Annotated in this window: 42 protein-coding genes and 2 tRNA genes; 34 read left to right on the top strand and 10 right to left on the bottom strand. The window is 66.2% G+C overall.

Annotation, left to right across the window (positions count from 1 at the left end; translation table 11 throughout):
- The first annotated feature begins 96 nt into the window (after nt 1-96).
- Nucleotides 97-597 carry a J domain-containing protein gene (locus LAQ73_RS10395; protein WP_224268223.1) on the top strand — a complete coding sequence of 167 codons (501 nt, stop codon included), beginning with the start codon at nt 97-99 and terminating at the stop codon, nt 595-597.
- 39 nt (nt 598-636) lie between these two features.
- Here LAQ73_RS10395 and LAQ73_RS10400 read toward each other — a convergent pair whose 3' ends face one another.
- Together LAQ73_RS10400 and LAQ73_RS10405 are read right to left on the bottom strand one after the other, a co-directional pair.
- Nucleotides 637-1284 carry a hypothetical protein gene (locus tag LAQ73_RS10400; protein WP_224268224.1) on the bottom strand — a complete coding sequence of 216 codons (648 nt, stop codon included), beginning with the start codon at nt 1282-1284 and terminating at the stop codon, nt 637-639.
- Complete coding sequence (locus tag LAQ73_RS10405; RefSeq protein WP_224268225.1) at nt 1281-1481, bottom strand: hypothetical protein; 201 nt, start codon at nt 1479-1481, stop codon at nt 1281-1283. The genes LAQ73_RS10400 and LAQ73_RS10405 overlap by 4 nt, the downstream gene beginning before the upstream one ends.
- 170 nt (nt 1482-1651) lie before the next feature.
- On the opposite strand from LAQ73_RS10405, the gene LAQ73_RS10410 reads away from it, so the two are divergent.
- Together LAQ73_RS10410 and LAQ73_RS10415 are read left to right on the top strand one after the other, a co-directional pair.
- Nucleotides 1652-3262 (top strand): GTPBP1 family GTP-binding protein, encoded by a 1611-nt coding sequence (locus tag LAQ73_RS10410; RefSeq protein ID WP_224268226.1) that lies wholly within the window; start codon nt 1652-1654, stop codon nt 3260-3262.
- Between the two features lie 67 nt (nt 3263-3329).
- Nucleotides 3330-3677: a hypothetical protein gene (locus tag LAQ73_RS10415; protein WP_224268227.1), complete on the top strand. Its 348-nt coding sequence runs from the start codon at nt 3330-3332 to the stop codon at nt 3675-3677.
- A 16-nt stretch (nt 3678-3693) separates the two neighbouring features.
- Here the strand turns inward: LAQ73_RS10415 and LAQ73_RS10420 are convergent, their stop codons facing one another.
- The gene (locus LAQ73_RS10420) at nt 3694-4182 is read right to left on the bottom strand and encodes a double winged helix-containing putative transcriptional regulator (RefSeq protein ID WP_224268228.1); all 489 of its coding nucleotides are present in this window, start codon (nt 4180-4182) and stop codon (nt 3694-3696) included.
- 3 nt (nt 4183-4185) lie between these two features.
- On the bottom strand, nt 4186-5127 hold the full coding sequence (gene mch, locus LAQ73_RS10425; RefSeq protein WP_224268229.1) for a methenyltetrahydromethanopterin cyclohydrolase: 942 nt from the start codon (nt 5125-5127) through the stop codon (nt 4186-4188).
- Between the two features lie 93 nt (nt 5128-5220).
- Here mch and LAQ73_RS10430 point away from each other — a divergent pair, with 93 nt between their 5' ends.
- Nucleotides 5221-5607: a glutathione S-transferase N-terminal domain-containing protein gene (locus tag LAQ73_RS10430; RefSeq protein ID WP_224268230.1), complete on the top strand. Its 387-nt coding sequence runs from the start codon at nt 5221-5223 to the stop codon at nt 5605-5607.
- Between the two features lie 69 nt (nt 5608-5676).
- Nucleotides 5677-5931, top strand: coding sequence for a glutathione S-transferase N-terminal domain-containing protein (locus LAQ73_RS10435; protein WP_224268231.1), 255 nt, complete (start codon nt 5677-5679; stop codon nt 5929-5931).
- 106 nt (nt 5932-6037) lie between these two features.
- Here the strand turns inward: LAQ73_RS10435 and LAQ73_RS10440 are convergent, their stop codons facing one another.
- Nucleotides 6038-6226, bottom strand: a complete 189-nt coding sequence (locus LAQ73_RS10440) for a cation transporter (protein WP_224268232.1) — start codon at nt 6224-6226, stop codon at nt 6038-6040.
- Between the two features lie 2 nt (nt 6227-6228).
- Nucleotides 6229-6543, bottom strand: a complete 315-nt coding sequence (locus tag LAQ73_RS10445; protein ID WP_224268233.1) for an MTH1187 family thiamine-binding protein — start codon at nt 6541-6543, stop codon at nt 6229-6231.
- 30 nt (nt 6544-6573) lie between these two features.
- On the opposite strand from LAQ73_RS10445, the gene LAQ73_RS10450 reads away from it, so the two are divergent.
- The 3 genes from LAQ73_RS10450 to LAQ73_RS10460 all read left to right on the top strand — a co-directional run bounded on the left by LAQ73_RS10450 (nt 6574) and on the right by LAQ73_RS10460 (nt 8462).
- Nucleotides 6574-7755, top strand: coding sequence for a YihY/virulence factor BrkB family protein (locus tag LAQ73_RS10450; RefSeq protein ID WP_224268234.1), 1182 nt, complete (start codon nt 6574-6576; stop codon nt 7753-7755).
- A gap of 98 nt (nt 7756-7853) precedes the next feature.
- Nucleotides 7854-8078, top strand: a complete 225-nt coding sequence (locus tag LAQ73_RS10455) for a DUF7130 family rubredoxin-like protein (RefSeq protein WP_224268235.1) — start codon at nt 7854-7856, stop codon at nt 8076-8078.
- 57 nt (nt 8079-8135) lie between these two features.
- Nucleotides 8136-8462 (top strand): hypothetical protein, encoded by a 327-nt coding sequence (locus tag LAQ73_RS10460; RefSeq protein WP_224268236.1) that lies wholly within the window; start codon nt 8136-8138, stop codon nt 8460-8462.
- 14 nt (nt 8463-8476) lie between these two features.
- On the opposite strand, the gene LAQ73_RS10465 is transcribed toward LAQ73_RS10460, so the two are convergent.
- The 4 genes from LAQ73_RS10465 to LAQ73_RS10480 form a co-directional block, all read right to left on the bottom strand.
- Nucleotides 8477-8722 carry a DUF6199 family natural product biosynthesis protein gene (locus LAQ73_RS10465; RefSeq protein ID WP_224268237.1) on the bottom strand — a complete coding sequence of 82 codons (246 nt, stop codon included), beginning with the start codon at nt 8720-8722 and terminating at the stop codon, nt 8477-8479.
- Nucleotides 8723-8774: 52 nt separating this feature from the next.
- Entirely contained in the window at nt 8775-9251 is a 477-nt protein-coding gene (locus LAQ73_RS10470) for a MaoC family dehydratase (protein WP_224268238.1), read from the bottom strand.
- 612 nt (nt 9252-9863) lie between these two features.
- A tRNA-OTHER gene (locus LAQ73_RS10475) sits at nt 9864-9937 on the bottom strand.
- Between the two features lie 318 nt (nt 9938-10255).
- Nucleotides 10256-10326: transfer RNA gene (locus LAQ73_RS10480), tRNA-Gly, on the bottom strand.
- 222 nt (nt 10327-10548) lie between these two features.
- On the opposite strand from LAQ73_RS10480, the gene LAQ73_RS10485 reads away from it, so the two are divergent.
- From LAQ73_RS10485 to LAQ73_RS10610, 26 genes are all read left to right on the top strand, one after another.
- Complete coding sequence (locus LAQ73_RS10485) at nt 10549-11400, top strand: putative RNA uridine N3 methyltransferase (protein ID WP_224268239.1); 852 nt, start codon at nt 10549-10551, stop codon at nt 11398-11400.
- Nucleotides 11401-11404: 4 nt separating this feature from the next.
- Nucleotides 11405-12421, top strand: coding sequence for a 50S ribosomal protein L3 (locus LAQ73_RS10490; RefSeq protein WP_224268240.1), 1017 nt, complete (start codon nt 11405-11407; stop codon nt 12419-12421).
- Nucleotides 12422-12428: 7 nt separating this feature from the next.
- Nucleotides 12429-13172 carry a 50S ribosomal protein L4 gene (rpl4p, locus tag LAQ73_RS10495; protein ID WP_224268241.1) on the top strand — a complete coding sequence of 248 codons (744 nt, stop codon included), beginning with the start codon at nt 12429-12431 and terminating at the stop codon, nt 13170-13172.
- Complete coding sequence (locus tag LAQ73_RS10500) at nt 13169-13420, top strand: 50S ribosomal protein L23 (protein WP_224268242.1); 252 nt, start codon at nt 13169-13171, stop codon at nt 13418-13420. The genes rpl4p and LAQ73_RS10500 overlap by 4 nt, the downstream gene beginning before the upstream one ends.
- A complete protein-coding gene (locus LAQ73_RS10505) occupies nt 13421-14146 on the top strand; it encodes a 50S ribosomal protein L2 (protein WP_224268243.1) in 726 nt (241 codons plus the stop codon).
- Nucleotides 14143-14565, top strand: a complete 423-nt coding sequence (locus LAQ73_RS10510) for a 30S ribosomal protein S19 (protein WP_224268244.1) — start codon at nt 14143-14145, stop codon at nt 14563-14565. Before LAQ73_RS10505 ends, LAQ73_RS10510 begins: the two co-directional genes overlap by 4 nt.
- Before the next feature lie 3 nt (nt 14566-14568).
- Nucleotides 14569-15030, top strand: coding sequence for a 50S ribosomal protein L22 (locus LAQ73_RS10515; protein ID WP_224268245.1), 462 nt, complete (start codon nt 14569-14571; stop codon nt 15028-15030).
- Complete coding sequence (locus LAQ73_RS10520; RefSeq protein WP_224268246.1) at nt 15030-16004, top strand: 30S ribosomal protein S3; 975 nt, start codon at nt 15030-15032, stop codon at nt 16002-16004. Before LAQ73_RS10515 ends, LAQ73_RS10520 begins: the two co-directional genes overlap by 1 nt.
- Complete coding sequence (gene rpmC / locus LAQ73_RS10525) at nt 16005-16211, top strand: 50S ribosomal protein L29 (RefSeq protein ID WP_224268247.1); 207 nt, start codon at nt 16005-16007, stop codon at nt 16209-16211.
- A 1-nt stretch (nt 16212) separates the two neighbouring features.
- On the top strand, nt 16213-16770 hold the full coding sequence (locus LAQ73_RS10530; RefSeq protein WP_224268248.1) for a ribonuclease P protein component 1: 558 nt from the start codon (nt 16213-16215) through the stop codon (nt 16768-16770).
- Complete coding sequence (locus LAQ73_RS10535; protein ID WP_345778380.1) at nt 16761-17150, top strand: 30S ribosomal protein S17; 390 nt, start codon at nt 16761-16763, stop codon at nt 17148-17150. The genes LAQ73_RS10530 and LAQ73_RS10535 overlap by 10 nt, the downstream gene beginning before the upstream one ends.
- The gene (locus LAQ73_RS10540) at nt 17150-17548 is read left to right on the top strand and encodes a 50S ribosomal protein L14 (RefSeq protein ID WP_224268249.1); all 399 of its coding nucleotides are present in this window, start codon (nt 17150-17152) and stop codon (nt 17546-17548) included. The genes LAQ73_RS10535 and LAQ73_RS10540 overlap by 1 nt, the downstream gene beginning before the upstream one ends.
- Before the next feature lies 1 nt (nt 17549).
- Entirely contained in the window at nt 17550-17903 is a 354-nt protein-coding gene (rplX, locus tag LAQ73_RS10545; protein ID WP_224268250.1) for a 50S ribosomal protein L24, read from the top strand.
- Entirely contained in the window at nt 17900-18631 is a 732-nt protein-coding gene (locus tag LAQ73_RS10550; RefSeq protein WP_224268251.1) for a 30S ribosomal protein S4e, read from the top strand. Before rplX ends, LAQ73_RS10550 begins: the two co-directional genes overlap by 4 nt.
- Nucleotides 18628-19143, top strand: a complete 516-nt coding sequence (locus LAQ73_RS10555) for a 50S ribosomal protein L5 (protein ID WP_224268252.1) — start codon at nt 18628-18630, stop codon at nt 19141-19143. The genes LAQ73_RS10550 and LAQ73_RS10555 overlap by 4 nt, the downstream gene beginning before the upstream one ends.
- A complete protein-coding gene (locus LAQ73_RS10560) occupies nt 19140-19316 on the top strand; it encodes a 30S ribosomal protein S14 (protein WP_058582407.1) in 177 nt (58 codons plus the stop codon). Before LAQ73_RS10555 ends, LAQ73_RS10560 begins: the two co-directional genes overlap by 4 nt.
- Before the next feature lie 2 nt (nt 19317-19318).
- A complete protein-coding gene (locus LAQ73_RS10565) occupies nt 19319-19711 on the top strand; it encodes a 30S ribosomal protein S8 (RefSeq protein WP_224268253.1) in 393 nt (130 codons plus the stop codon).
- A gap of 1 nt (nt 19712) precedes the next feature.
- Nucleotides 19713-20249 carry a 50S ribosomal protein L6 gene (locus tag LAQ73_RS10570; protein ID WP_224268254.1) on the top strand — a complete coding sequence of 179 codons (537 nt, stop codon included), beginning with the start codon at nt 19713-19715 and terminating at the stop codon, nt 20247-20249.
- Complete coding sequence (locus LAQ73_RS10575) at nt 20250-20957, top strand: 50S ribosomal protein L32e (RefSeq protein WP_224268255.1); 708 nt, start codon at nt 20250-20252, stop codon at nt 20955-20957.
- Complete coding sequence (locus LAQ73_RS10580) at nt 20954-21415, top strand: 50S ribosomal protein L19e (RefSeq protein WP_224268256.1); 462 nt, start codon at nt 20954-20956, stop codon at nt 21413-21415. Before LAQ73_RS10575 ends, LAQ73_RS10580 begins: the two co-directional genes overlap by 4 nt.
- Nucleotides 21416-21970: a 50S ribosomal protein L18 gene (locus LAQ73_RS10585; protein ID WP_224268257.1), complete on the top strand. Its 555-nt coding sequence runs from the start codon at nt 21416-21418 to the stop codon at nt 21968-21970. It abuts the gene before it with no gap.
- The gene (locus LAQ73_RS10590; protein ID WP_224268258.1) at nt 21967-22611 is read left to right on the top strand and encodes a 30S ribosomal protein S5; all 645 of its coding nucleotides are present in this window, start codon (nt 21967-21969) and stop codon (nt 22609-22611) included. The genes LAQ73_RS10585 and LAQ73_RS10590 overlap by 4 nt, the downstream gene beginning before the upstream one ends.
- On the top strand, nt 22611-23075 hold the full coding sequence (locus LAQ73_RS10595; RefSeq protein WP_224268259.1) for a 50S ribosomal protein L30: 465 nt from the start codon (nt 22611-22613) through the stop codon (nt 23073-23075). Before LAQ73_RS10590 ends, LAQ73_RS10595 begins: the two co-directional genes overlap by 1 nt.
- Nucleotides 23075-23578, top strand: coding sequence for an uL15m family ribosomal protein (locus LAQ73_RS10600; RefSeq protein WP_224268260.1), 504 nt, complete (start codon nt 23075-23077; stop codon nt 23576-23578). Before LAQ73_RS10595 ends, LAQ73_RS10600 begins: the two co-directional genes overlap by 1 nt.
- A 111-nt stretch (nt 23579-23689) precedes the next feature.
- A complete protein-coding gene (locus LAQ73_RS10605) occupies nt 23690-23839 on the top strand; it encodes an HVO_2523 family zinc finger protein (RefSeq protein WP_224268261.1) in 150 nt (49 codons plus the stop codon).
- 163 nt (nt 23840-24002) lie between these two features.
- Nucleotides 24003-24956: a phytoene/squalene synthase family protein gene (locus tag LAQ73_RS10610; protein ID WP_224270746.1), complete on the top strand. Its 954-nt coding sequence runs from the start codon at nt 24003-24005 to the stop codon at nt 24954-24956.
- The last annotated feature ends 4 nt before the right edge of the window (nt 24957-24960 follow it).

Below are 24960 nucleotides of genomic sequence, written 5' to 3' on the forward strand. Positions count from 1 at the left end.
CGCCGAGTCACTTGAGCGCTGGGCAGGTCGAGTTCGCTCTTGCGGACCGCCGACGCCGGGCGGGAGCCTTAGGTCCGTGCGGTCCGTAGCGCTCCTGTGGAGCGCGACCGGCTCATCATGGGGCTCGCCGCCGTCTTCGCGGGGATCACCGTCCTCCTCGCGGTTCTCGGGTTGAGCTATTCGCTCTTTCTGCTCGTCTTGGCCATCCCCTTCGGCGCGACGACGTACTTCATGTGGTACCAGGCGAGCGGCCGGCTCGCCGAACAGGCGCGCTCTCGTCGCGTCCGTCGGGAACCGGCCGGGTTCGGCGCGGGCGCGCGCCGCGAGAACGTCCGGGAGAATCGTCGGCGGGCGCGACACAACGGGCGTGCCGGCGGGCGGACCAACGGACGGTCGAGAACCGGCGCGCCGCGGACGGCGCGGGGACCGACGCGCGTCGAAGCGTACCGCGCGCTCGATTTGGAACCCGGCGCGAGCACCGCCGAGGTGAAACGCGCCTACCGCTCGAAGGTCAAGGAAGTCCACCCCGATACGGAAGACGGCGACGAGGAGTCGTTCAAACGGGTGAACCGCGCGTACGAGTCGTTGAACGAGTAACGGACTCGGGTGTCGACGCGAGATACCGACTCCTCGCGGCTACCCGCTGGGAGTGTCCGCCGCGGACTCGCCTTCCATCAGCACTTGCCCGCGCATCTGACTCGAGTGATTTCTGCAGTAGTAGGTGCTCATTGCCTCCCGCGCCTCGAACGTGATACGCTGTTGGCTCCCTTGGTCGCTCGCGCGGTCGGTTGTGTAGAGCACCGTCTGGCTCTGGTCCTCGATGAGCAGCTGGTGTTCGTTTCCGTCGAGGTTCTCCCAGATCAACTCGTACGTCTCGCCCTCCACGAGCGAGAGGTTCGGGTTCTGCTGGTCGGCGATGCTGTCGGGCGCTCTCCCGACCCAGCCGTCCGTTCGAGCGCCGAGTCGAATCCGATTCTCGCCGCCCTCGGCGGTTCCGGTTCCCGTCTCGTTCGTCGACCCGTCGGTCGTCCCCGTCTCCGCCTCCTCGGTCACCGTGTCGTCGGCGGTCGGAGACTGTTCGTCCTCCGTCGTGGCCGCGCCCGGCGTCTCTTCACCGCGCGGCGCGGGTTGGTCGCCGCCGTCTCCGCCACCGCCGCTGTCTCCGCCACCGCCATCGTCTCCGCCTCCGGCCGGACCGGTACACCCCGCGAGGACGGCCGCTCCGAGCGCTCCGGCGGACAGTTTCAGCACGCGCCGTCGCGTCCGTCGCGGTGCGTCGGTCATCCGTCACCACCCGGTCCGCCGTCGGCGTCGTCACCTCCGCCCGGTCTGCCGTCGCCGTAGGTGTTGCCGGAGTCGTTCCCGCCCTGCCCGTCGGTCTGGGCCGCCGCGGTTCCCGTCGCGGCCACCCCTGCCCCGGCAACCGCAGTCCCTGCGAGTCGAAGCGTCGTCCGTCGGTCGAGTTCCATCCGTCGCGTCATGGTGCGACAGTGAGTTCCAGAGAACTGTCCCTAAACGTGCGCCCTGAGTGGACAGCGTTCGGTGCCGTCGGGGAGCGACCGGAGCAGTCCGTAGCGTTCGGGACTCGACCCGTGACATGGGTACCCACAACACGAAAAAGGTTTTAGCAAACCGACGCTTATCGCCGCCCATGAGCGCCGACCGGGCCGCTCTCGAAGAGGCCCTACAGCGCGGAGAAGAGGAAGGCGGGTACATCGAATTCAAAGAACGGCTCTCCAAGGAAGTCCACCTCTCCGGTGGCCGGATGGAGAGCCTCGCCGCCCAGCTTCGACACCGGGTGCTCTCCGGCGAGGGCGAGGCGACGTACGTCGTCGGCGTCACCGACGACGGCGGCATCGCCGGAATCTCGGCGGACGCCTTCTCGGAGTCGATGGACGTCCTCTCGCTGCTCGCCGAGGAGGCGGGCGCGCACATCGAAGACGTGGATACCTGGGGCGTCGGCGACGGAGCCAACGCAGGGCTCGTCGGCGTCGCCACCATCCGCGAGGGTGCGATGCTCGAAACCGACGAGCAACACATCGTCGTTGGCACCGCGGGCCACGTCGACCACGGCAAGAGCACCCTCGTCGGGTCGCTCGTCACCGGCCAGGCCGACGACGGCGACGGCGGGACTCGCGGCTTCCTCGACGTCCAGCCGCACGAGGTCGAACGCGGCCTCTCGGCGGACCTCTCGTACGCCGTCTACGGCTTCGACGACGACGGCCCGGTCCACATGCGCAACCCGCACCGCAAGAGCGACCGCGCGCACGTCGTCGAGACGGCCGACCGCCTCGTCTCCTTCGTCGACACCGTCGGCCACGAACCGTGGCTCCGCACCACCATCCGCGGACTGGTCGGCCAGAAACTCGACTACGGCCTGCTCGTCGTCGCCGCCGACGACGGCCCGACGAAGACGACGCGCGAACATCTCGGCATCCTGCTCGCGACCGAACTGCCGACGATAGTCGCCATCACGAAGGTCGACGCCGTCAGCGATGAGCGCGCCGCCAAAGTCGAACACGAAGTCGAGAAGTTGCTCCGCGACGTGGGTAAGACGCCGCTGGCGGTCGAACGCTACGGCGTCGAGACCGCCCGAGAGGAGATCAGCGACTCCGTCGTCCCCATCCTCCGGACCAGTGCGGTCTCCACGGCGGGTCTGGACGACCTCGACTACCTGTTCGAGACGCTCCCGAAGACGAGCAACGGCGAAGGGCAGTTCCGGATGTACATCGACCGAAGCTACAGCGTCACCGGCGTCGGCGCGGTCGCCTCCGGCACCGTGAACTCCGGCACCGTCGAGGCGGGCGACGAACTGCTGCTCGGGCCGATGCCCGACGGGAGTTTCCGCGACGTGGAGGTGCGCTCCATCGAGATGCACTACCACCGCGTCGACGAGGCGAAGGCGGGTCGCATCGTCGGCATCGCGCTCAAAGGCGTCAAGGAGGCCGAAATCGAGCGCGGGATGGTGCTCGTCCCGCGGTCGTCGAACCCGCGTCCGGTGCGGTCGTTCGAGGCGGACGTGATGGTGCTCAACCACCCGACCCGCATCGGGACGGGCTACGAACCGGTCATCCACCTCGAAACCATCAGCGAGGCGGCGGTGTTTCACCCCGAGAGAGGGCGTCTGCTCCCCGGCGACACGGGCCACTCGCGCGTCGAGTTCAAGTTTCGGCCGTATCTCGTCGAGGAGGGCCAGCGGTTCGTCTTCCGCGAGGGCCAGAGCAAGGGCGTCGGCACCGTGACCGACGTTCACTACGAGTGAGGAGTCCGACGGGTTCGGCGCTCTCGTCCCCCGGAACTTCCTTCTTTCAGAAGAGACTCTCTGATTTATGGAACAGCGACAGGTCGTACTGACAGTTACCGGAGCGCTGCTGGCCGGCGTTACGACGGCGGTGCTCGGGTCGACGGGACTCGACGGACCGCTCGCCATCGTTGCCGGCGTCGCGGTGGCGATACCGCTGCTCAGAGCGGAGGCGTTCGGCGGGTTCGACAGCCCAGAGTCGTTCGACAGCGGTGGGGCGTTTCTCGCCTCGCTCGGCGCGTTAGTCGTCGGCACCGTCACCGTCTACGCGGCGAGCGCGCTCGGGGTGGGCCAGACGGTGACGATCGGTCTCGGCGGGGGCGGCGCGTTCGCGGGGAGCTATCTGGGGGACGTGTTCGCCCGGCGGCGGTCGTGAGGCGACACGCCGGCGGTCAGTTCCGGACGTAGCCGCCGTCTCGACGTTCGGCCAAATCGAGCAGCACGAACCACTCCAGCACGTCGCCGACGCGTTCGCGCCAGATCTCCTCCCACCGCTGCGGATTCTTGAGATGCTCCCACTTCGGCACCCGGTCGCGGACGCGGTCGTACGCCTCGTCGGCGTTCACCGGACTCTCCGCGTCGTCGAGGACCGCGAGCAGCTCCTCGGCGGCGAAGACCCGGCGAACGAACGCGTCGCGCAGGTGGTCGGGCGTCGGGTCGGTTCGGAGTCGCTTGAACCCGGTCGGCGTCTCCGTGGCGAGTTCGAGCGCCCGAAGAAACGTCAACCACGTCCGGGCCGCATCACGACTCGGGAAACCGACCCGGCGCATCAGGCGTTCGCAGCAGTCGTCCTCCGAGTCGGGCACGAGCGGTACCGCCTTCTGGGCGTCCGCGACGACGTCGAGGCCCTCGGGCGCGGGGGGGACGAGTTTGAACTGCACGGCTCAGAGTTCGCGGAGACCGAACGACTCCGCGAGCAGGTCCTCGTCCGCCTCGCCGAAGACGCGCGTGGAGCCGTCGACGACGTCGACGGTGACCTGCGCGGGCGCGAACGCCGACACCGGCACCTGCGAGAAGTCCCAGTCGTTCTCGGCGAAGATGTCCTCGAACGGCGTGCCGTACTCGTCGGCGGCGGTCGAGGGGACCTCGTCGAAGCGGTCGAACTCGTCGCGCACGGTCAGGTGGACCTTCCCGCCGTAGGCGAGCGCGTCGTTCGTCCGCCCCATGGCGACGCCCTCGTCGTAGCTGACGGGCGCGATGGGCGCGCTGCCGCTGACCGAGAGGATATCTCGGGGGTCGTAACCGAGTTCGAAGAGGCGGAAGACGGCGAGCTCGGCGGCGCGGGAGGCGATGTTGACGCTGCCGGCGATAGAGCCGACGGCGAACGTCGGCAGGAAGACGGCGCTCGGTTCGACCCCCGCGAGGTCGGCGACGTGTTCGGCGACCTCGTCGCCCGGCAGGTCGATGCTCTCGACGGCGAGAACGGTGAGGTCGAACTCGTCGTAGTAGCCGACGGCCTCGAACTCGGACTCCTGGCCGACGAGCGCGCGGGCGGGACCGCTGCCGAGGCCGTCGAAGCGGTCGAAGTCGAGTTCCCAGCCGGCCTTCTGCGAGCAGAGCAGCGCGATAGCGGGGTGGTCCGTCGACAGTTCGACGTGCGGAATCGGCGCGCCGTCGACCTCGCCCATTCGGCTCTGCACCGTGGCGAGACCGGCGGTCTGTATCTCCGTCAGCAACAACCCGGCTTCGACCCCGCCCGCGGCGTCGACGCCGAAGTCCAGCACCGTCGCGCCCGACTCCAACTCGTACGCCCCGACGTTCAACTCGTCGGCGAAGTCGAGCGCCTCGTCGACGAGCTCTATCGCCATCCGATTGAGACTGTCCATACCCTCGGTTGCGCCCATTCGGATAAAGGGTTTGGCGGTCGGCGGTCGTGCGCGAGGCATCATCTCGCGTCGCACGACTTTTACTTCCGTCGTGTGGTACCGTCGAACAGGATGCTCGAACTGTATCAGGCAGAGGGCTGCCCGCACTGCGCGAAAGTCAGAGACAAACTCTCCGAACTCGGCGTCTCCTACGTCAGCCACACGCCTCGCCTTCCCGGCGGCGAGGGCGGTGACGTCGTGAACCGGCAGGCGTACGACGAGATGCTCGCACTCGGCGAGGCGGACCAGATACCGTTCCTCGTCGACCACGACCGAGGCGCGCGCCTGTACGAGAGCGACGCCATCGTCGCCTACCTCGACGACCACTACGGCGACTCGCGCGCGTCCCGGACCGAAATCGACGTGCGCGAACCCGATAGCGGCGGACTGCGCGGTACCGTCGCGGGCGTCGCCGGTCGACTACTGCAGGTCGTTCGGTGAGCGGGTCGCCGACGCTCTCGCACGCGCGAACCAACGTATTACTGACTGGCCGTCGACCCACATCCTGCGATGCTCGAACTGTACCAGGCCGAAGGCTGTCCGTACTCCGAGAAGGCGCGTCAGAAACTGACGGAGCTCGGCGTCTCCTACGTTATCCACAACCCGCGAACGCACGACGGCGACGTGCTGAACGACCAGACCCACGAGGAGCTCACGACGCTCGGCGGCGAGGACCAGATACCGTTCCTTGTCGACCACGCCCGCGGGGAGACGATGTACGAGAGCGACGACATCGTCAACTACCTCGGCGAACACTACGGCTGAGCGCCGCCGAGCACAGAGGCGGGCGGCGCTCAGGGCGTCGTCGCCGAACTCTTCGCCGACCGCGACACTCGCGTTATCCGCTCCCGCTGACCTCGTACCCTTCTTGTCAAACGGCCTCGTAGAGGTCGTGAGAGTCCGCTTCCTCGGCCTCGTGGAGCACGACGATCTTGTCGTCGCCGCGACGGACCTGCACTTCGTCGACGCCGTCGAGCTCCTGGAGACGCCTCTCGATGCGCTGGGCGGCGTTGTCCGACTCCATCCCGGTGACGGTCAGCGCGGTGCGGTGTCTCGCCACCGTCACTCGCCCCCGCTGCGGGCCTCGCGGCCGAGTTCGCGTTCGACGGCCTCGACTTTCTCCCGGGCGGTCTCGTCGCTCGCGCGCTTGTCGTCTATCTTCAGGAACGTGCTCACCCGGTCGGCGTCGACGGCGTTGTGCGCGGCGGCGACTGCGTCGAGGAGCGTCTCGACGTCCTCGGCTTCGATGACGGTTCCCATCGGGTTCGTCTCGTACTCGACATCGAACTCGTCGAGCGCGGCGACGGCCTCGGCCACGTCGGCGGCCATACTCTCCTCTGTCACCGGTGCGACGCTCAGTAGTGCGATGACGGTCATACGGTGGGGTCTACAGCCAGCGACCTAACTTTGCGGGTCGATTTCGGCGGCGACGAGGCGACCGGTCTCGTTCCCGCCCCCGCATCGACGAGCGGAGCCGAACCGACGGTGACCGTATCGACGACGCTCCCGGCGGGCTTTTTGGCGGTCGTCGTCGTACGGAGTGTAATGTCTCCCTCGCGTGAACGCGTTGTGACCGTCGGTCGCGCACTCCTTCACGAGATACGGGTGGAGAAGCTCACCTTTCTGGCCGGGAGCATCGCCTACCACGCGTTCGTCTCGTTGCTCCCGTTCTTCGCGCTGGCGCTCGCGGCGTTCTCTGCGGTCGGCGACGGCTCGTTTCAGCGCGGGTTCGAGTCGCTCGTCGGCACGGTGCTGGCACCGGGCACGGGCGACCAACTGATTCGGGACCTGTCGAACGCCAGCGGGTCGACGAGTCTCTCCGTCGCGGGTGTCGTGTTCCTGCTGTGGGGTGCGATGCGCATCTTCCGCGGCCTCGATACGGCCTTCTCGGACATCTACGAGACGGAAGCCGAGAACACGTTTCAAGACCAGATACTCGACGCCATCGTCGTCCTCGGAACGGTCGCTATCGCCATCTTCGCGGCGGTACAGATCGAGCAGTTCGGCCTCGCGCAGTACGGCGTCGGCGGACGGCTCCTGCAGTTACTGCTCCTCGTCGGCGGTCTGACGCTCACGTTTCTACCGATGTACTACATCTTTCCCGACACCGACGTGAGCGTCGTCGAGATTCTGCCGGGGACGGTGTTCGCCGCCGTCGGCCTCACCGTCTTTCAGTTCGGCTTTCAGTACTACGCCGCCGCCAACAGCGACGGCCCCGGAAACCTCCTCGCGGTCGTTCTCCTGGTTCTGACGTGGCTCTACTTCAGCGGCCTCGTCGTTCTCGTCGGCGTCGCCATCAACGCCGTGCTCTCGAACCGCAGCGCCGACGTGAGCATCGAGCCGGTCGTCGGCGGCGTTCGACCCGAACACACCGCCGAACGAGCGAGCGAAGCGGAGCTCGCCGCGGCGCTGACCGAACTGGACCGCCTGCTCGACGCCGGCGACGAGATAACCGTCGAAGTCGGCGACGGGTCGGTGACGCTTCCGAAACCGCAGCGCATCGCGACCGAAACTGACGGTTCGTTGCTCCGACTCAGCGACGGCGGCTACGGCCTCGAACTTCGCTGGTCCGTCCGCGACGAGGAGTGACCGGTCGTTCTGGTCGCTCTCGCCGTTTCCGACACTCTCGGTTCCGACGGAGTCGCAGTTTTATCTCTCCATACTGTGAATAGGTACCGATAAACACGATGAACTCACCTCGAACACTGACCAGTGACTCGACCGCCGCCGGCGCGATTCCCCGACGCTCGGTCGTCAGAGACGAGCGCCTCAGCAGTTCTGCGCTCGCAGAAGCGTACCTCGTCTGGCGCTGTCACCGCTGCGGCGAAACCGGCGATTTGGAGGCGTTTCCCCTCACCTGCTCGAACGGCGACGCGCCGCGCGAGGAGCTGTACTACCGGACGGAGGACTGACCGCTTCGCCCGACTGGAACCGGACTCGTTTTTGCCCGCGACCGAACTGCGTCCAGTATGTACCTCTCACACCCCGTGCGCCGGATGCGCGACGACCCCATCGACGGTGAGGAGGTGACACTGGTCGTCGAACTCGGCGACGGCGCGGACCGCGACGCGCTCGAATCGACCGTTCGAACGGGTGGTGGCGCTGTCGAGCGCGACCTGCAGTTTCGCGCCGTGTTAGTGCGGGTCCCCGAGTCGGCCGTCGCGTCGCTCTGCGAACTCGACGGCCTCGCGCGGATCGAAACCGGAGAGACGCTCTCGCTCGGCGTCGACGAGGACGCGACCCTCACGGACGACGAGAACGAAGAACTCAACTTCGAGGGCGACGAGCGACGGTAGCAGAGCGGCGCGCCTCACACCACTGCGTATCCCTGCAGAAGCCAGAGCAGACCGACGGCACCGACGACGCCGCCGCCGATTCTCGTGAGCAACACCGACCAGTTCGCGGGCGCTACGTCTTCGAGACGTCGCGTGCTTCCAACCGCATCGACTACCTCCCTGAGGAGAGCGATCTTGTACGGAAACAGCACCGACACCGCTCCGACGAGAAGCAGTGCACCGCCGAGTGCCATCCGCGCGTATCCGAGTTCGGAGACCATCAGTTAGCCGTCTGACTCGTTTAGGAATAGCCGTTTCTGTCGACGGTACGGACTACTGCTCTCGTGGCCGCCGAGCGACGAGCGCGTGGGCAGTCCACGAGATGACGACTTCGTCGCGCTGGTTGACGCCGATTATCTCGACGTCGACGTAGCCGCGCCCGGGGTCGGAGTCGGAGACGCGCATCGCACCGAGTTCGACCCACCCCGAGAGCGTGTCGCCGGGTCGAACCGGGCGGTGCCACCGGAACTCGCTGAGGCCGCGGCCGCAGAGAAACGCGACGTTCCGGAAGAACGCCTCCGTCGCCAGACGGTTGCAGACGCAGTAGGTGTGGAGACCGCTCGCGATGAGGCCGCCGAACATCGATTCGCGCGCGGCGTCCTCGTCGACGTGGAACGGTTGCGGGTCGTACTGCTCGGCGAACGCCACGATGTCGTCTCTCGTCAACGTCGCCGTCGCCAACTCCCAGCGACCCTCAGGGTCGAGGTCCTCATAGTACTGGCGGGTGGAGGTGGCCGCGTCAGTTTGCATACCGAGTAACGACTCGCTGGTGGAATTACCGTTCCGGTAGCGACGAATGAGCGGCGTCGCGGCGGGTCACGCTGACCGCGCCACGACAGGCGTACGACCCCATCGACCGACCCGGCGGACCGCGACGGCCCGGTGTCTGCTCGTCGCTGGGCGGGTCGGTCGGTGGACTTCCCCCACGATGCGGTGTACGGCGTGTCGACGAAGCGTTCGCTCCCTGTTTCGCTACAGAACCCTCGATGCTACGGATGCGTGCCCAGTTTTCGGGTCGTCGACAGCGACTACCCCGTCAGGACGTGCCGTTATCAACTTGTGGGCCACGCGTACGTCCGGGAGAGTGTGAGTCGACCGAGAGTATGTGTGCCTCGTGACGAAACGCGCCAGTCGGAACTACTGAGCTCAGAGACGTGCGCTGGCCAGGACCGAGCAGACCAGAGGTCTGCGAGGGTCGACGAGACTCCATCTCGCCGGGATTTGGACTGAGTCAGAGGTGCTCGCTCACGAGGACGCTGTTCGCTGCGCGCGACTGACCGGCTCACATCCGTCGCTTACCCACCGATTTGGAGCCTCACGATGGGATAAAACCCGTCGCTCGGTGTTTAGAGATCGGAGAAATGCGCTGGCCAGGATTTGAACACTGGGTTGCGGCCGTGGAAACGACCGCGTGTTGACCGCTACACTACCAGCGCGGGGTGACCGCCTCTGCGTCTCTACCAACACCCCCCAGCAGTAAAGGCGTTTTCTCCCTTATCACTTCGCGAAACAACGGTCGGGACAGATGCGAGTGCTGCGGATGTGTCTCAGATTCGAGTCGTGGACCCAGCGATGTGACGGCGAGTGGCTCCGTATATTTCACCACGCTAGCTACTCTCTAGCAATGGTTTTCTCTCCCGACCTCCTCTCAGTTGGGGATCTTCGATGGGGAGGATTCAAATCCCGTACCGCATTTACCTCACGCGAGATTGGAGCGACCTGGAGCTCACTCGCGGTGTTGTGTTCGGGAGAAGTGCGCTGGCTGGGATTTGAACCCAGGTTGTGACCATGGCAAGGTCACGTGATACCACTACACTACCAGCGCCTGACTGCTGCGTTTCCACAATTGCGGCATTTGTTGATAAGGCTTGCGAATCGGAGTCGAATCGACAGCGGGCGTGGGGGCGGTTCGCATTCTCAAAATCGGCTGAATGTGTCGTCAACCGTCATGCGAGGGCGTCTCACGCCGATTTCGATTCCGCTACCCTTTTTAGTGCGTATCGGATAGCAACGTCACAGTCTAGTGGCGAGACACCCAAACGACGGCATGACACTCACCGTATGCGTGCCGTCGTCGCTCGTCCGGGAGGCCGAGGACCAACGCGAGGCGACTCGCAAAATCGGCTACGTCGCCCGCGCGGCGACGGTGTTCCGGGCGGACCGGCTGGTCGTCTTCCCCGACAGGGAGGGCGAGCGCCGCTGGGGCGGCGAGTTCGTCGCGACCGTGCTCGAATACGCCGCGACGCCCCCCTACCTCCGACAGGAGGCGTGGGGCAAGCGCGACGAGTTACGGTACGCCGGCGTGCTACCGCCGCTCCGTGTCTCGCCACGGACCGGCTCCGAATCCGACGATTCGGGGTCGTTAACACAGGGAATCGTGACCGAGGTCGGACCTGAAGGTCGCGTCCGGGTCAATTGCGGACTGCAACACCCGATCTCGCTCTACACGCCTCCGGGAACGGAGGTCGAGGAGCGAGAGCGCGTCACCGTCAGGATCTCTTCGAGAGAACCGGTCCGTGCCCGCATCGTCGACGAGACCCCACCGGGGTTCGTCGTCGAGCGCACGGACCTGTCGGAAGCGCTCGGCCGTGAGGACGCCGGCGTGAAAATCGGCACCTCCCGATTCGGACAAAAACTGTCCGTCGGGCGGCTGTCGACGCTGGCCGGACGAACCGCCGACGGAATGACCGTCGCCTTCGGTTCGCCCGAGAGAGGGCTTCCAGACATCTTCGGGTTTCCGCCCGAAGCCGTCGCCGACGAGGAGTCGGCAGACGACCGAGTCGAACCCGGTCCGGGGTTCGACCTCTGGCTCAATACGGTTCCGCGACAGGGCAGCGAGGTCGTGCGAACGGAGGAAGCGATGTTCGCCTCACTCGCCTGCCTAACACTCACGGAGTGAAACAATGCCACAACCAAGCAGACCACGAAAAGGTTCGATGGGCTTCGGCCCGCGTACGCGCGCAGCCAAAGAGGTTCCGCGCATCAAGTCGTGGCCCGACGACGAGGGATCCCCTGCGCTGCAGGGCTTCGCCGGCTACAAGGCCGGGATGACTCACGTCGTCATGGTCAACGACACGGCGAACTCGGCCCGCGAGGGGATGGAGGAGTCCGTTCCCGTGACGGTCGTCGAGACCCCGCCGATGCGCGCCGTCGCGCTTCGAGCCTACCAGAACACGCCGTACGGACAGAAACCGACGACCGAGGTCTGGGCGACCGACCTCGACGAGGACCTCGACCGCGTCCTCGACCTGCCGTCGGAAGACACGTTCGAGGAGGACGCAGACGACCTCCGCTCGCTGCTCGACGACGGCGAGGTTGACGACCTTCGGGTCATCACCCACACCGTCCCGAGCGGCCTCAAGAACGTCCCGAAGAAGAAACCCGACGTGATGGAGACTCGCGTCGGCGGCGGTTCGCTCGACGAACGCGCCGACTTCGCGCTCGACCTGCTCGAAGCGGGCGGCGAGCACGCGATGGCCGACGTCTTCCGCGCGGGCGAGTACCTCGACGCGGCCGGCGTCACCAAAGGCAAAGGGACGCAGGGTCCCGTCAAGCGCTGGGGCGTCCAGAAACGCAAAGGCAAGCACGCCCGCCAGGGATGGCGGCGTCGCATCGGTAACCTCGGCCCGTGGAACCCGAGCCGCGTCCGCTCGACGGTTCCCCAGCAGGGGCAGACCGGTTACCACCAGCGCACCGAACTGAACAAACGCCTCGTCTCGATGGGCAACGGCGACGACGCGTCCGTCGACGGCGGCTTCGTCAACTACGGCGAAGTCGACGGCGACTACGCGCTCGTCGAGGGCTCGCTCCCGGGCCCGAACAAGCGCCTCCTGCGCTTCCGCCCGGCCATCCGACCGAACGACCAGCCGCGCCTCGACCCCGAGGTGCGCTACGTCTCCACCGCGTCCAACCAGGGGTGACTAACGAATGGAAGCAACAATCAAGGACCTGAACGGCGACGACGCCGGCACGCTCGAGCTTCCGGAGGTCTTCGAGACGACGTACCGTCCGGACCTCATCAAGCGCGCCGTCCTCGCCGCACAGGCGAACCGAACGCAGGCCTACGGAGCCGACCCCCTCGCCGGGATGCGAACCCCGGCCGAGTCGCTCGGCAGCGGCCGCGGTATGGCGCACGTGCCCCGAGAGAACGGGCGAGCACGGCGCGTCCCGCAGGCCGTCAGCGGGCGCAAAGCGCACCCGCCGAAGGCCGAAAAGGAGCACGGTAAGAAGATCAACAAGAAGGAGCGCCAGTTGGCGGTCCGCTCGGCCATCGCGGCGACGACCGACACCGAGATCGTCGCGGAGCGCGGCCACCAGTTCGACGACGGCGTCGAACTCCCGCTCGTCGTCAGCGACGAGTTCGAGGAGCTCGTGAAGACGCAGGAAGTCCTCTCGCTGCTCGAAACGCTCGGCGTCGACGCCGACATCGAACGCGCAGAGGACCGCAAAGTCCGCGCCGGACAGGGGAAGGCCCGCGGTCGCAAGTACAAGCGACCCAAATCCATCCTCTTTGTCACCAGCGAGGAGCCGTCGAAGGCGGCTCGCAACCTCGCCGGTGCCGACGTGGTCACCGCCGCCGAGGTCAACACCGAGGACCTCGCGCCCGGCACCCACGCCGGTCGCCTGACCGTCTGGACCGAGAGCGCCGTCGAGGAGGTAGCGAACCGATGAGCGTCATCCGCCACCCCCTCGTCACCGAGAAGGCGATGAACGAGATGGACTTCGACAACAAGCTCCAGTTCGTCGTCGACCTCGACGCCTCGAAACCCGTGGTCAAAGAGGAGATCGAATCGCGCTACGACGTGACCGTCTCGAGTATCAACACGCAGGTCACGCCGAAAGGAACCAAGAAGGCGACCGTGCGTCTCTCCGAGGACGACGACGCACAGGAGATCGCCTCCCGAATTGGGGTGTTTTAGATGGGACGTAGAATCCAAGGCCAACGTCGCGGACGCGGCACGTCCACGTTCCGTGCACCGTCGCACCGCTACAAGGCCGAACTCACGCACAAGAAGGAAACGACCGACGGCGACACCATCTCCGGAACCGTCGTCGACATCGAACACGACCCCGCGCGCGCCGCGCCGCTGGCCGACGTCGAGTTCGAAGACGGCGACCGCCGCCTCGTGCTCGCGCCCGAGGGCGTCACCGTCGGCGAGACCATCCAGGTCGGCGTCTCCGCGGAGATCAAGCCCGGCAACACGCTGCCGCTGGCCGAGATCCCCGAGGGGATTCCGGTCTGTAACGTCGAGCGCCAGCCCGGCGACGGCGGCAAGTTCGCCCGCGCCTCCGGCGTCTCGGCGCAGCTTCTGACCCACGACAAGCGCGTCGCGGCCGTCAAGCTGCCCAGCGGCCAGGTCAAACGGCTCAATCCGCAGTGCCGCGCCACCATCGGCGTCGTCGCCGGTGGCGGTCGGACGGAGAAGCCGTTCGTGAAGGCGGGGAAGAAGCACCACAAGATGCGCGCCCGCGGTACCAAGTACCCGCGCGTCCGCGGTGTGGCGATGAACGCCGTCGACCACCCGTTCGGTGGCGGCGGCCGCCAGCACCCCGGCAAGCCGAAATCCGTCTCGCGGAACGCGCCGCCGGGTCGGAAGGTCGGAGACATCGCATCGAAACGTACCGGACGAGGTCGTAACAAATGAGCACAGATTACCGCACCGGCCGCGAGGGCGAGTTCACCTACCGCGGCCACACGCTCGACGAGCTGCAGTCGATGGAGCTCGACGAGGTCGCAGAACTGCTCCCCGCGCGTCAGCGGCGAACCGTCAACCGTGGCCTGGGCGTCGAGCACGAGAAACTGCTCGAGAAGGCCCGGGACAAGACCGAAGAGGAGACCGCGAACAACCCGATTCGGACGCACCTGCGCGACATGCCCGTCGTGCCCGCGTTCGTCGGTCTGACGTTCGCGGTGTACAACGGTCAGAGCTTCGAGCGCGTCCAGGTTCAGCCCGAGATGATCGGTCACTACCTGGGCGAGTTCCAGCTCACCCGCAACTCGGTCGAACACGGACAGGCCGGTATCGGTGCGACCCGGTCCTCGAAGTTCGTGCCACTCAAGTAACCCATGGGAATCAACTACAGCGTCGAGGCCGACCCCGACACGACGGCGAAAGCCATGCTCCGGGAGCGGCCCATCAGCCTGAAGCACAGCAAGGCCATCGCGCGCGCCATCAAAGGCAAGCGCGTCGACGACGCCGAGTCGTACCTGCAGGACGTCATCGACGAGAAGCAGTCGGTGCCGTTCAAGCAGCACAACTCCGGCGTCGGCCACAAAGGCGACATCGACGGGTGGGACGCGGGTCGCTACCCGAACAAAGCGTCGAAGGACTTCCTGAAACTGCTCGAAAACGCGCGTAACAACGCGAACGAGCAGGGCTTCGACGGCGAATCGATGGTCATCAAACACGTCGCCCCCCACAAGGTCGACGAGCAGATGGGGCGCAAGCCCCGCGCGTTCGGACGAGCGGACCCGTGGAACACGACGCTCGTCGACGTGGAGCTCATCATCGAGGAGGTCGAAGAATAATGGCAGACGAACATCAGTTCATCGAAGACGGACTCCAGCGCTCGCAGATCGACGAGTTCTTCGCCGAAGAGCTCGGCCGCGCCGGCTACGGCGGCATGGACGTCGCCAAGACGCCGATGGGCACCCAGATCGTCCTGAAAGCCGAGAAGCCCGGCATGGTCATCGGCAAGGGCGGCAAGAACATCCGCAAGGTCACCCGCCAGCTCGAAGAGCGGTTCGACCTCGACGACCCCCAGATCGACGTTCAGGAGGTCGACGAGCCGGACCTGAACGCGCGCATCGTCGCCGACCGCCTCGCCAACGCGCTCGAGCGCGGCTGGTACTTCCGTAAGGCCGGTCACACGACCATCGACCGCATCATGGACGCCGGCGCGCTCGGCGCGGAGATCAAGCTCAACGGCAAGGTCACCGGCGCACGCTCGCGCGACGAGAAGTTCAACCGCGGCTACATCAAGCACAACGGCGAACCCGCCGAGGAAGTCGTCGACACCGGTCAGGGCGTCGCCGTCATGAAGCTCGGCACCATCGGCGTGACGGTGAAGATCATCCCGCCGGGAGCGCAGCTTCCGGACGACTTCTCCGTCGCCGAGGACGTCGAGGTCGAAGCGGTCGAACAGATCGCAGAGACCGAGGGCGTCGAGGACCTCCTCGAAGAGCCCGACGACGAGAAAGTGCCGGACGTCGGCGAAGATGCAGACGACGTGCCCGCCGAACACGCCGGCGAGGACGACGCCCAGGACGCCATCGACGAGGAAGTCGTCGAGGAGATCGTCCAGGAGACCGGCGAGACCGCGAAACCGCAGGAGGAGCCGGTCGGCCCCGGCGACATCGACGACGAGGAGCACGCGCTCGACGCCGACGAGGAAGCCACCGACGACGTGGACGCGGAGCTCTCCGAGCTCGACGAGGAAGTCGAACAGGAGGCCGCCGACCTCGTCGCCGAGATGGAAGCCGACGAGGAGGAGGGTCAGTAGATGGCCATCCTCTACCCCGACGAGATCCGCGACATGACGCCCGCAGAGCGCGAGGCCGAGGTCGAGGAACTCGAGACGGAGCTCCTGAACGCCCGCGCGGTGCAAGCCGCGGGCGGCGCGCCGGAGAACCCCGGCCGAATCGGCGAGATTCGCCGGACGATCGCCCGAATCAAAACTATCCAGAACGAAGAGGGCGACGACGAGTAAGATGGCCCTGACGCCCGAACGCCTCACGCGACACGAACTCAACGGCCTGCCCGTCCGGGTGGCCGCCGCCGACAACCCCGACCTCGTCGGGATAGTCGGCCGTGTCGTCGTCGAGACGATGCAGACGCTGCACGTCGACTGCGACGTGCCCGCTGCCGCTCGACTGTTCGGCGAGGAGATCGCCGAGCGAGGCGCTCGGGTCGTTCAGGTGCCGAAACGCGGAACGACGTTCGAGTTCGCACTCGAACGAGGAAACGGCGGTCCGACAACCGGACCGTCGCGCACAAATGAAGCCGCCGGGAACCGTCGAGACCACCTCGACGAGTCGTCGGACACGCGCCGACGACGCCGCAAGGCCCCGGGGTCTGCGTCCAAACGGGAGTCGGAAACTGCCGGTCATTTAGCCGGTCAGTCTGGGTCGACCCGTCAGGGCTCGTCGGACGGCGACTCGCCGTCCGGCGACTGCGAGGGCGCAGTCTACGTTACGGTGGATGGTGCAAAGCTGCTCTCACGACCCGCATTGCGCACCGAAAACGTAGGTGAATCTACATGGCGATAGGACTGAACGTACCAGAACCGGAGGAGACCTGCTCCGACGCGAACTGTCCCTTCCACGGCTCGCTTGCCGTGCGAGGACAGACGCTCGAGGGCACCGTCGCCTCCACAGACATGGACAAAACCGTCATCGTGGAGCGCGAATACGACGTTCGCGTTCCCAAGTACGACCGCTACATGAAGCGGCGTAGTCGCGTTCCCGCCCACGCACCCCCGTGCGTGGAGCTCGAGGAAGGCGATACGGTTCGCATCGCAGAGACACGACCGCTGTCGAAGACGAAATCGCACGTGGTCGTCGAGAAAATCGCGTCGCTGGACGTCACCGAGGGCCTCGCGGCCCCCGAGACGACCGGCGACGAGTCGGACGAAGAGGGTGAGGCGTGATGGAGGCGCTGAAAGCCGACGTCACGCAGGGTCTCGAACGAGGCTCGCTCATCACCTGCGCCGACAACACCGGAGCCCGCGAGCTGAAAGTGATCAGCGTCGCCGGCTACTCCGGAACGAAGAACCGACACCCCAAAGCGGGCGTCGGCGACAAAGTGACCGTCTCGGTCACGAAGGGCACCCCCGAGATGCGTCGACAGGTGCTCGAGGCCGTCATCGTTCGCCAGCGGAAAGCCATCCGCCGGCCCGACGGCACGCGCGTCAAGTACGAGGACAACGCCGCCGTCATCATCGACGAGAACGGCGAGCCTCGCGGGACCGAGATCAAAGGTCCCATCGCGCGGGAAGTCGCCGAGCGCTTCGGGAGCATCGCATCCACGGCTACGATGATCGTATAGTATGAGCAAGCAACCACGCAAACAGCGAATCCAGAACCGCGACGCGCCGCTGCACGAGCGACACGAGCAGGTCCGCGCGACGCTGTCGGACGACCTCCGCGAGGAGTACGGCCGACGCAACGTTCGCGTGAACGCGGGCGACACCGTCGAGGTGCTCCGCGGCGACGACGCCGGAACGACCGGCGAAGTCGTCGACGTCGACCTCAAACGCGAGGTCATCACCGTCGAGGGCGTCGTCGTCGAGAAGGCCGACGGGGAAGAAGTCCCGCGGCCGGTCGACACCTCGAACGTCCGCGTGACCGAACTGGTCCTCGAAGACGAGCGCCGCCAAGCGCGTCTGGAGGGTGACGAATGACGAAGCATCAGAAGCGACTCTCGGTCCCGAACTCGTGGCCGGTCGAACGGAAAGAACAGGTCTGGACGGTCAAAGCCGGTGCCGGTCCGCACGGTGGGCAGGGCGTTCCGCTGCTCATCCTCCTGCGGGACGTGCTCGGCTACGTCAACACGAAGAAGGAAGCGCGCTACGCGCTCAACGAGGGAACCGTCCTCGTCAACGGCGACAACGTCTCCGACGAGCGCCGTCCCATCGGGCTGTTCGACATCCTGGCGTTCACCGCCCGAGACGAGTACTACCGCGTCTTCCCCGACGAGGGTGGTCGCCTCGCGCTGACCGCCATCGACGAGGACGCCGCGTCGAGCCGCCTTGGCAAGATCGTCGGCAAGCGGCAGGTCGCCGGCGGCGCGTTCCAGCTGACGCTGCACGACGGCACGAACGTCCACCTCGAGGACGCTGCCGAGTACAGCAGCGGCGACTCGGTCGTCGTCGACAACGAGACGAAGGAGATCGTCGCGCACTTCCCGTACGAGGAAGGCGCGCTCGTGACAGCCGTCGCCGGCGCGCACTCCGGCGAAATCGGTACCATCTCGGATATCACTGTCACGCTCGGTAGCGGCGACAACACCGTCGCCGTCGAGCAGGAAGACGGCGAGAGCTTCGAGACGGTCGCCGACTACGTCGTCGTCATCGACGAGAACTTCACCGGCGGCGAACCGGAGATCACCACCGGAGGTGACGACGAATGAGCGAGTCCGTCCACGAGATGCGCCAGGCGCGCATCGAGAAGGTCGTCGTCCACATGGGCATCGGCCAGGGTGGCCGCGAACTCGCCAACGCCGAGGACATCATCGAGGCCGTCACCGGCCAAGAGAGCGTCCGCACCACGTCCAAGCGCGCCGGACAGGACTTCGGCGTCCGCATCGGCACGCCGGTCGGCGCGAAGGTGACCCTGCGCGGCGAGACGGCCCGCGAGTTCCTCGAGACGGCGCTGCCGCTGGCAGACCTCTCGGCGAGCAACTTCGACGACACGGGCAACTTCAGCTTCGGCGTCGAGGAACACACGGAGTTCCCGAGCCAGGAGTACGACCCCGAAATCGGCATCTACGGGCTGGACGTGACGGTCAACCTCGTCCGCCCCGGCTACCGTGTCGCAAAGCGAGACAAGGTGACGCGGAGCATCCCCGCTAATCACCGACTGACCCCCGAGGACGCCATTTCGTTCCTCGAGGAGTCGTTCGACGTTGAGGTTGAACAATGAGCGAAAGTGAAACAGACGTGACGGGCGAACACGCCACGCAGCGCACCGGCCAGCGCCACGAGTGCCGCCGATGCGGTCGCAAACAGGCGCTCGTCGGCAAGTACGACATCAACCTCTGCCGGCAGTGCTTCCGCGAGATCGCCCGCGAGATGGGATTCAAGAAGTATCGATAACAATGGCTGACAACGACCCACTCAGCAGCGCGCTCTCCGGCGTGGACAACGCCGAGAGCGTCGGGCATCTGTCCCACGAGGTACAACCCGCCTCGAACATCATCGGCTCGGTCCTCGAGGTCTTCTACGACCGCGGGTACATCGACGGCTTCGATTTCGTCGACGACGGCAGAGCCGGTCGGTTCGAGGTCGAACTGAAAGGCGCTATCAACCACTGTGGCGCAGTCAAGCCCCGCTACTCGGCGGGTGCCGGCGAATTCGAGAAATGGGAGAAGCGATTCCTCCCCGCCCGTGACTACGGGGCGCTCATCGTCACGACGAGCCACGGCGTCATGAGCCACTACGAGGCCCGCGAACAGGGCATCGGTGGACAAGTAATCGCATACGTCTACTAATATGAGTCGAGTCGAAATCGAAATTCCAGACGACGCCTCCGCCGAGGTAGACCACCTCGACCTCACCGTCGAGGGACCGAACGGGTCCGTCACGCGACGGCTCTGGTATCCGGACGTCTCCGTCAGTGTCGACGACGACCGCGTGGTCGTCGAAAGCGACACCGAGAACGCGAAGACCAACGCGACCATCGGAACGTTCGAGAGCCACATCCGAAACATGCTCTACGGCGTCACCGACGGTTGGGAGTACCGGATGGAGGTCTACTACGCTCACTTCCCGATGCAGGTCAGCGTCGAGGGTGACGAAGTGGTCATCGAGAACTTCCTCGGTGAGAAGGCACCGCGCCGCGCGCAGATTCGCGGCGACACAGAGGTACAGATCGACGGCGAGGAGGTCATCCTGACCGGCTCCGACAAGGAAGCCGTCGGGCAGACCGCCGCGTCCATCGAACAGCTGACGCGCGTCACCGACAAGGACACTCGCGTGTTCCAAGACGGCGTCTACATCACCGAGAAGCCGCAGGCAGGTGGTGCATAAATGGCCGACGACGAACCAGAGACGCTCGAAGAGATCAGCGGCGTCGGACCGAGCAAGGCAGACGCGCTGCAGGAAGCCGGCTACGAGTCCGTCGAGGACGTGAAGGCGGCGAGCCAGTCGGAACTCGCCGACGTCGAAGGCATCGGCAACGCGCTGGCGGCCCGCATCAAAGCGGACGTCGGCGGACTCGAAGTCTCCGAGGAGACCGAGGCCGAAGTCGAAGACGAGCGCGAGCCCGAAGCCGAGGAAGCAGACGAGGACGTCGAGACGGAGCTCCGTCCCCGCGGCCACGTCGACAAGACGCCCAACCTCGACGACGAGACGGCGCGCGCACTCGGGCAGAAGCACCGCGAGGGCATGCCCGCGTTCCGCCGCCAGAAGTACCACGCGAAGAAACGAGTCCCCGAGTCGTGGCGCAAGCCGCGCGGCGGACTCTCCAAGCAGCGACGCGGCATCAAGGGCAAGGGCCCGATGGTCGAATCGGGTTACCGCACGCCGAAGGCCGCCCGCGGTCTGCACCCGAGCGGCTTCGAGGAAGTGCACGTTCACAACGTAGACGACCTCGAAGGCGTCGACGGCGACACGCAGGCCGTCCGCATCGCCAGCAAAGTCGGCGCTCGCAAGCGCGAGCGCATCGAGGACGTCTGTGAGGACCGCGAGATTCGCGTCCTCAACCCGACCTACGTCGAAGTGGAGGTCGACCAATGACGAACCTGAGCGCACAACGACGCATGGCCGCCGACGTCCTCGACGTCGGAAAGAGCCGCGTCTGGTTCGACCCTGACGAACAGAGCGAGATCGCCGAAGCCATCACGCGCGAGGACATCCGTGACCTCGTCGACAGTGGCACCATCCGCGCGAAGGACGCCAAGTCCAACTCGCGCGGCCGCGCCCGCGAGCGGCAGGCTAAACGCGACTACGGCCACCGCAGCGGCCCCGGCACCCGCAAAGGGAAAGCCGGCGCGCGACGCGACTCGAAAGACGAGTGGATGAGCCGGATTCGCGCCCAGCGAGCCCGACTCAAGGAACTGCGCGACGACGGTCCGCTGAACCGAACCCAGTACCGCGAGCTGTACAACAAGGCAAGCGGTGGCGAGTTCGTCAGCGTCGACCGCCTCGAAGCGTACGCACGGAACAACTACGATATCGAACTGGAGGACCAATAGATGGCGACAGGACCACGATACAAGGTACCGATGCGACGCCGTCGAGAGGTCCGGACAGACTACCATCAGCGGTTGCGCCTGTTGAAATCCGGCAAGCCGCGGCTCGTAGCCCGCGTCAGCAACAAGCACGTCAGGGCGCAGCTGGTAACCCCCGGACCCGACGGTGACAACACACACGCCGCCGCTTCCTCCGAGGATCTCGCCGAGTACGGCTGGGAAGCCCCCACGGGCAACCTCCCGAGCGCGTACTTGACGGGCTACCTCGCGGGCAAGCGAGCGGTCGAGGCGGGCCTCGAAGAGGCCGTCCTCGACATCGGCCTGAACACGGCGACGCCCGGCAACAAGGTGTTCGCCGTTCAGGAAGGAGCGATAGACGCTGGCCTCGACATCCCGCACAACGAGAGCGTGCTGGCCGACTGGTCGCGTAACCGCGGCGAGCACATCGCCGAGTACGCGGAACAGCTCGACGAGCCGCTGTACGGCGGGGAGTTCGACGCCACGAAACTACCCGAGCACTTCGACGACGTGCTCGAACAACTACAGGACGACGAATGAGCAGAAACAACAACGGCTGGGAGCCGCGAACGCGCCTCGGCCGCATGGTCCAGAACGACGACGTCACGTCGATGGAGCAGGCGCTCGACACGGGCCTGCCGCTGAAAGAGCCCGAGATCGTCGACCAGCTCCTCCCCGGACTGGACGACGACGTGCTCGACATCAACATGGTCCAGCGGATGACCGACTCCGGCCGCCGGGTGAAGTTCCGGTGTGTCGTCGCCGTCGGCAACCGCGACGGGTTCCTCGGCTACGCCGAGGCCCGCGACGACCAGGTCGGCTCGGCGATTCAGAAGGCCATCGACGTCGCAAAGCTGAACATCATCAAAGTCGACCGAGGCTCCGGTTCGTGGGAGGACCGCGCGGGCGGGACCCACTCTCTGACCCGGAAAGCCGAAGGGAAGGCCGGGTCGGTGACCGTCGAGGTCATCCCCGCGCCGATGGGTCTCGGCCTCGCGGCCGCACCCACCGTCCGCAGCATCCTCGAACTCGCCGGTATCCAGGACGCGTGGACGAAGTCCGACGGCAACACCCGGACGACGGTCAACCTCGCGAAAGCGACGTACAACGCGCTGAAGAACGCCTCGCAGTCGCGGACGCCGCGACACGCTCGTGAAGTCCAGCAAGAGGTGAGCGAGTGATGCGCGCGGTCGTTCAACTCCGCGGTGACGTCAACATGAGCGGTGCGGTGCACGACACGCTGAAGATGCTCAACATCCACGGCGTCAACCACTGCGCGTTCGTCCCCGAGACGGACACCTACCGCGGCATGGTGACGAAAGTCAACGAGTACGTCGCTCACGGCGAACCGAGCGCGGAGGTCGTCGAGACGCTCCTGCGCAAGCGCGCGGAGCCGCTCGAAGGCGACGCCGACGTCGACGACGACTACCTCGCCGAGAACACCGACTACGACGACGTCGGCGCGCTCGCGGAGGCGCTCGTGAACGAGGAGACGACGCTGCGCGAGCAGGGTCTCTCCCCGTCACTGCGACTCCACCCGCCGCGCGGCGGGCACAGGGGGCTCAAGCACCCGACCAGCGAGGGCGGTCAGCTCGGCAAGCACGAGTCCGAGAACATCGACGAACTGCTGGAGGCGATGCGATAATGACATCCAAGAAACGTCGACAGCGCGGGTCCCGAACCCACGGCGGCGGCACGCACAAGAACCGGCGCGGTGCCGGTCACCGCGGCGGCCGCGGCCGCGCGGGACGCGCGAAACACGAGTTCCACAACTACGAACCGCTCGGCAAACACGGCTTCACCCGCCCGGAAGACGCGCAACTCGACGTCGTCGAGGTGCGTCTGCAGAAACTCGACGAGGACGCCGCGCTCTACGCCGCGGACGGCCTCGCCGAGGAGGAGGGTGACGGCTACCGCCTCGACGCCCGCGAGGTCGTCGACGCGCGAAGCGACACCGACGTCGTGAAAGTGCTCGGCGGCGGGCAGGTCCGCAACGAACTGCACGTCGTCGCCGACGCGTTCACGTCGACGGCCGTCGAGGACCTCGAAGAGAACGGCGGCAGCGCCGAACTCTCCGAGTACGGCGAACACCTCCTCGAAGAGGCCGAAGCGGCCGAAGAAGACGAAGACGCCGAAGACGACGAGTAAAGTCGTCTCGGACGCGCGGTATCTCTCTTTGTTTTACGTCGCGAGCGGACGCGCCGCTTCGGCTCACCGCCGAGAGCAACAGTCAAACGGCTGGCACCCCGACGTATCCACGTGACCGAGACGACGGAGCAGTCGGAGGCGGAGGAGACACCGCGCGGACGACCGTGTCCGTTCTGCGGCGCGTCGATGCAGCACCGCCACTGCAAGTACGTCTGTCCGACCCACGGCGTCGTCTACGACTGCAGCGACACGTTCTGGTAACGTCGGGGCCGGCGGTCCTCACCCGCGAGTGACGGACCGTCGTCCGTTCTGTAACGTGTATTGTTACTAACGATTATGGGCCTGCTCTCCCTAAGAATGCGTAGCTCATGCGCTGTTGTGACCCGAGTAGACGATGGAGAGGGCGACCGCAGGGTGCGTCCTCATGGTGAGAGACGAGCAAGTCGCTCGGAGCAAGGAGATACAACAGCGGACCGGGAAGACGTTTCACTTCGCGACGCGGCTCCTCCCCCGGCGGGTCCGTCACCCGACGTACGTCCTCTACGCCTTCTTTCGACTGGCCGACGAGGTCGTCGACGACGCCGGCGACGCGACGCCGGAAGAACAGCGGGTCGAACTCGAACGGCTACGCGCCGCGGCACTCGGCGAGACCGAGACCGGCAACCCCGTGCTGTCGGCGTTCTCGAAGATGCGCGAACGGCACGGCATCGAAGAGGCGGACGTGGACGCGTTCGTAGACGCCATGCTGACCGACATCACGAAGAGTCGCTACGAGACGTACGCCGAACTGGCGGCGTACATAGACGGATCGGCGGCGGCCGTCGGCCGAATGATGACCGCCGTGATGAACCCCGAAGAGCGGGAACGAGCGCTCCCGCACGCGACCAAACTCGGTGAAGCGTTCCAGATGTCGAACTTCCTGCGCGACGTGCGCGAGGATATCGACGAGCGGGACCGCATCTACCTCCCGCAGACGACGCTGCGCGAACACGACGTCACGGAGGGGCAGATTCGCCGTCACGAACTCTCGGAGGGGTTCACCACCGCGATGGAGTCGGAACTCCTCCGAACGGAGGCGCTCTACCGCGAGGGCGTCGCCGGCATCAAGTACCTCCCCGAGGACTGCCAGTTCTCGGTGCTGTTGGCGGCGGTGCTGTACGCCGACCACCACCGACTCATCCGCGATCGAAACTACGACGTGCTCTCCGCGACGCCGGAGCTGAGCCGACTCCGAAAACTGAGCCTGTTCGCCCGCACCCGCTATCGTTGGATGTGGACGAAAGACCCCGAGACGGTGTTCTGGTGCGTCAGTTCGGTGTCGAAACGAGGGTCGCCGGCGGCGGGTGCGGGACGCCACGACGGGCTTCCGGCGCGCTGAGCCG

Source organism: Haloprofundus salinisoli, assembly GCF_020097815.1.
GTDB classification, from domain to species: Archaea; Halobacteriota; Halobacteria; order Halobacteriales; family Haloferacaceae; genus Haloprofundus; species Haloprofundus salinisoli.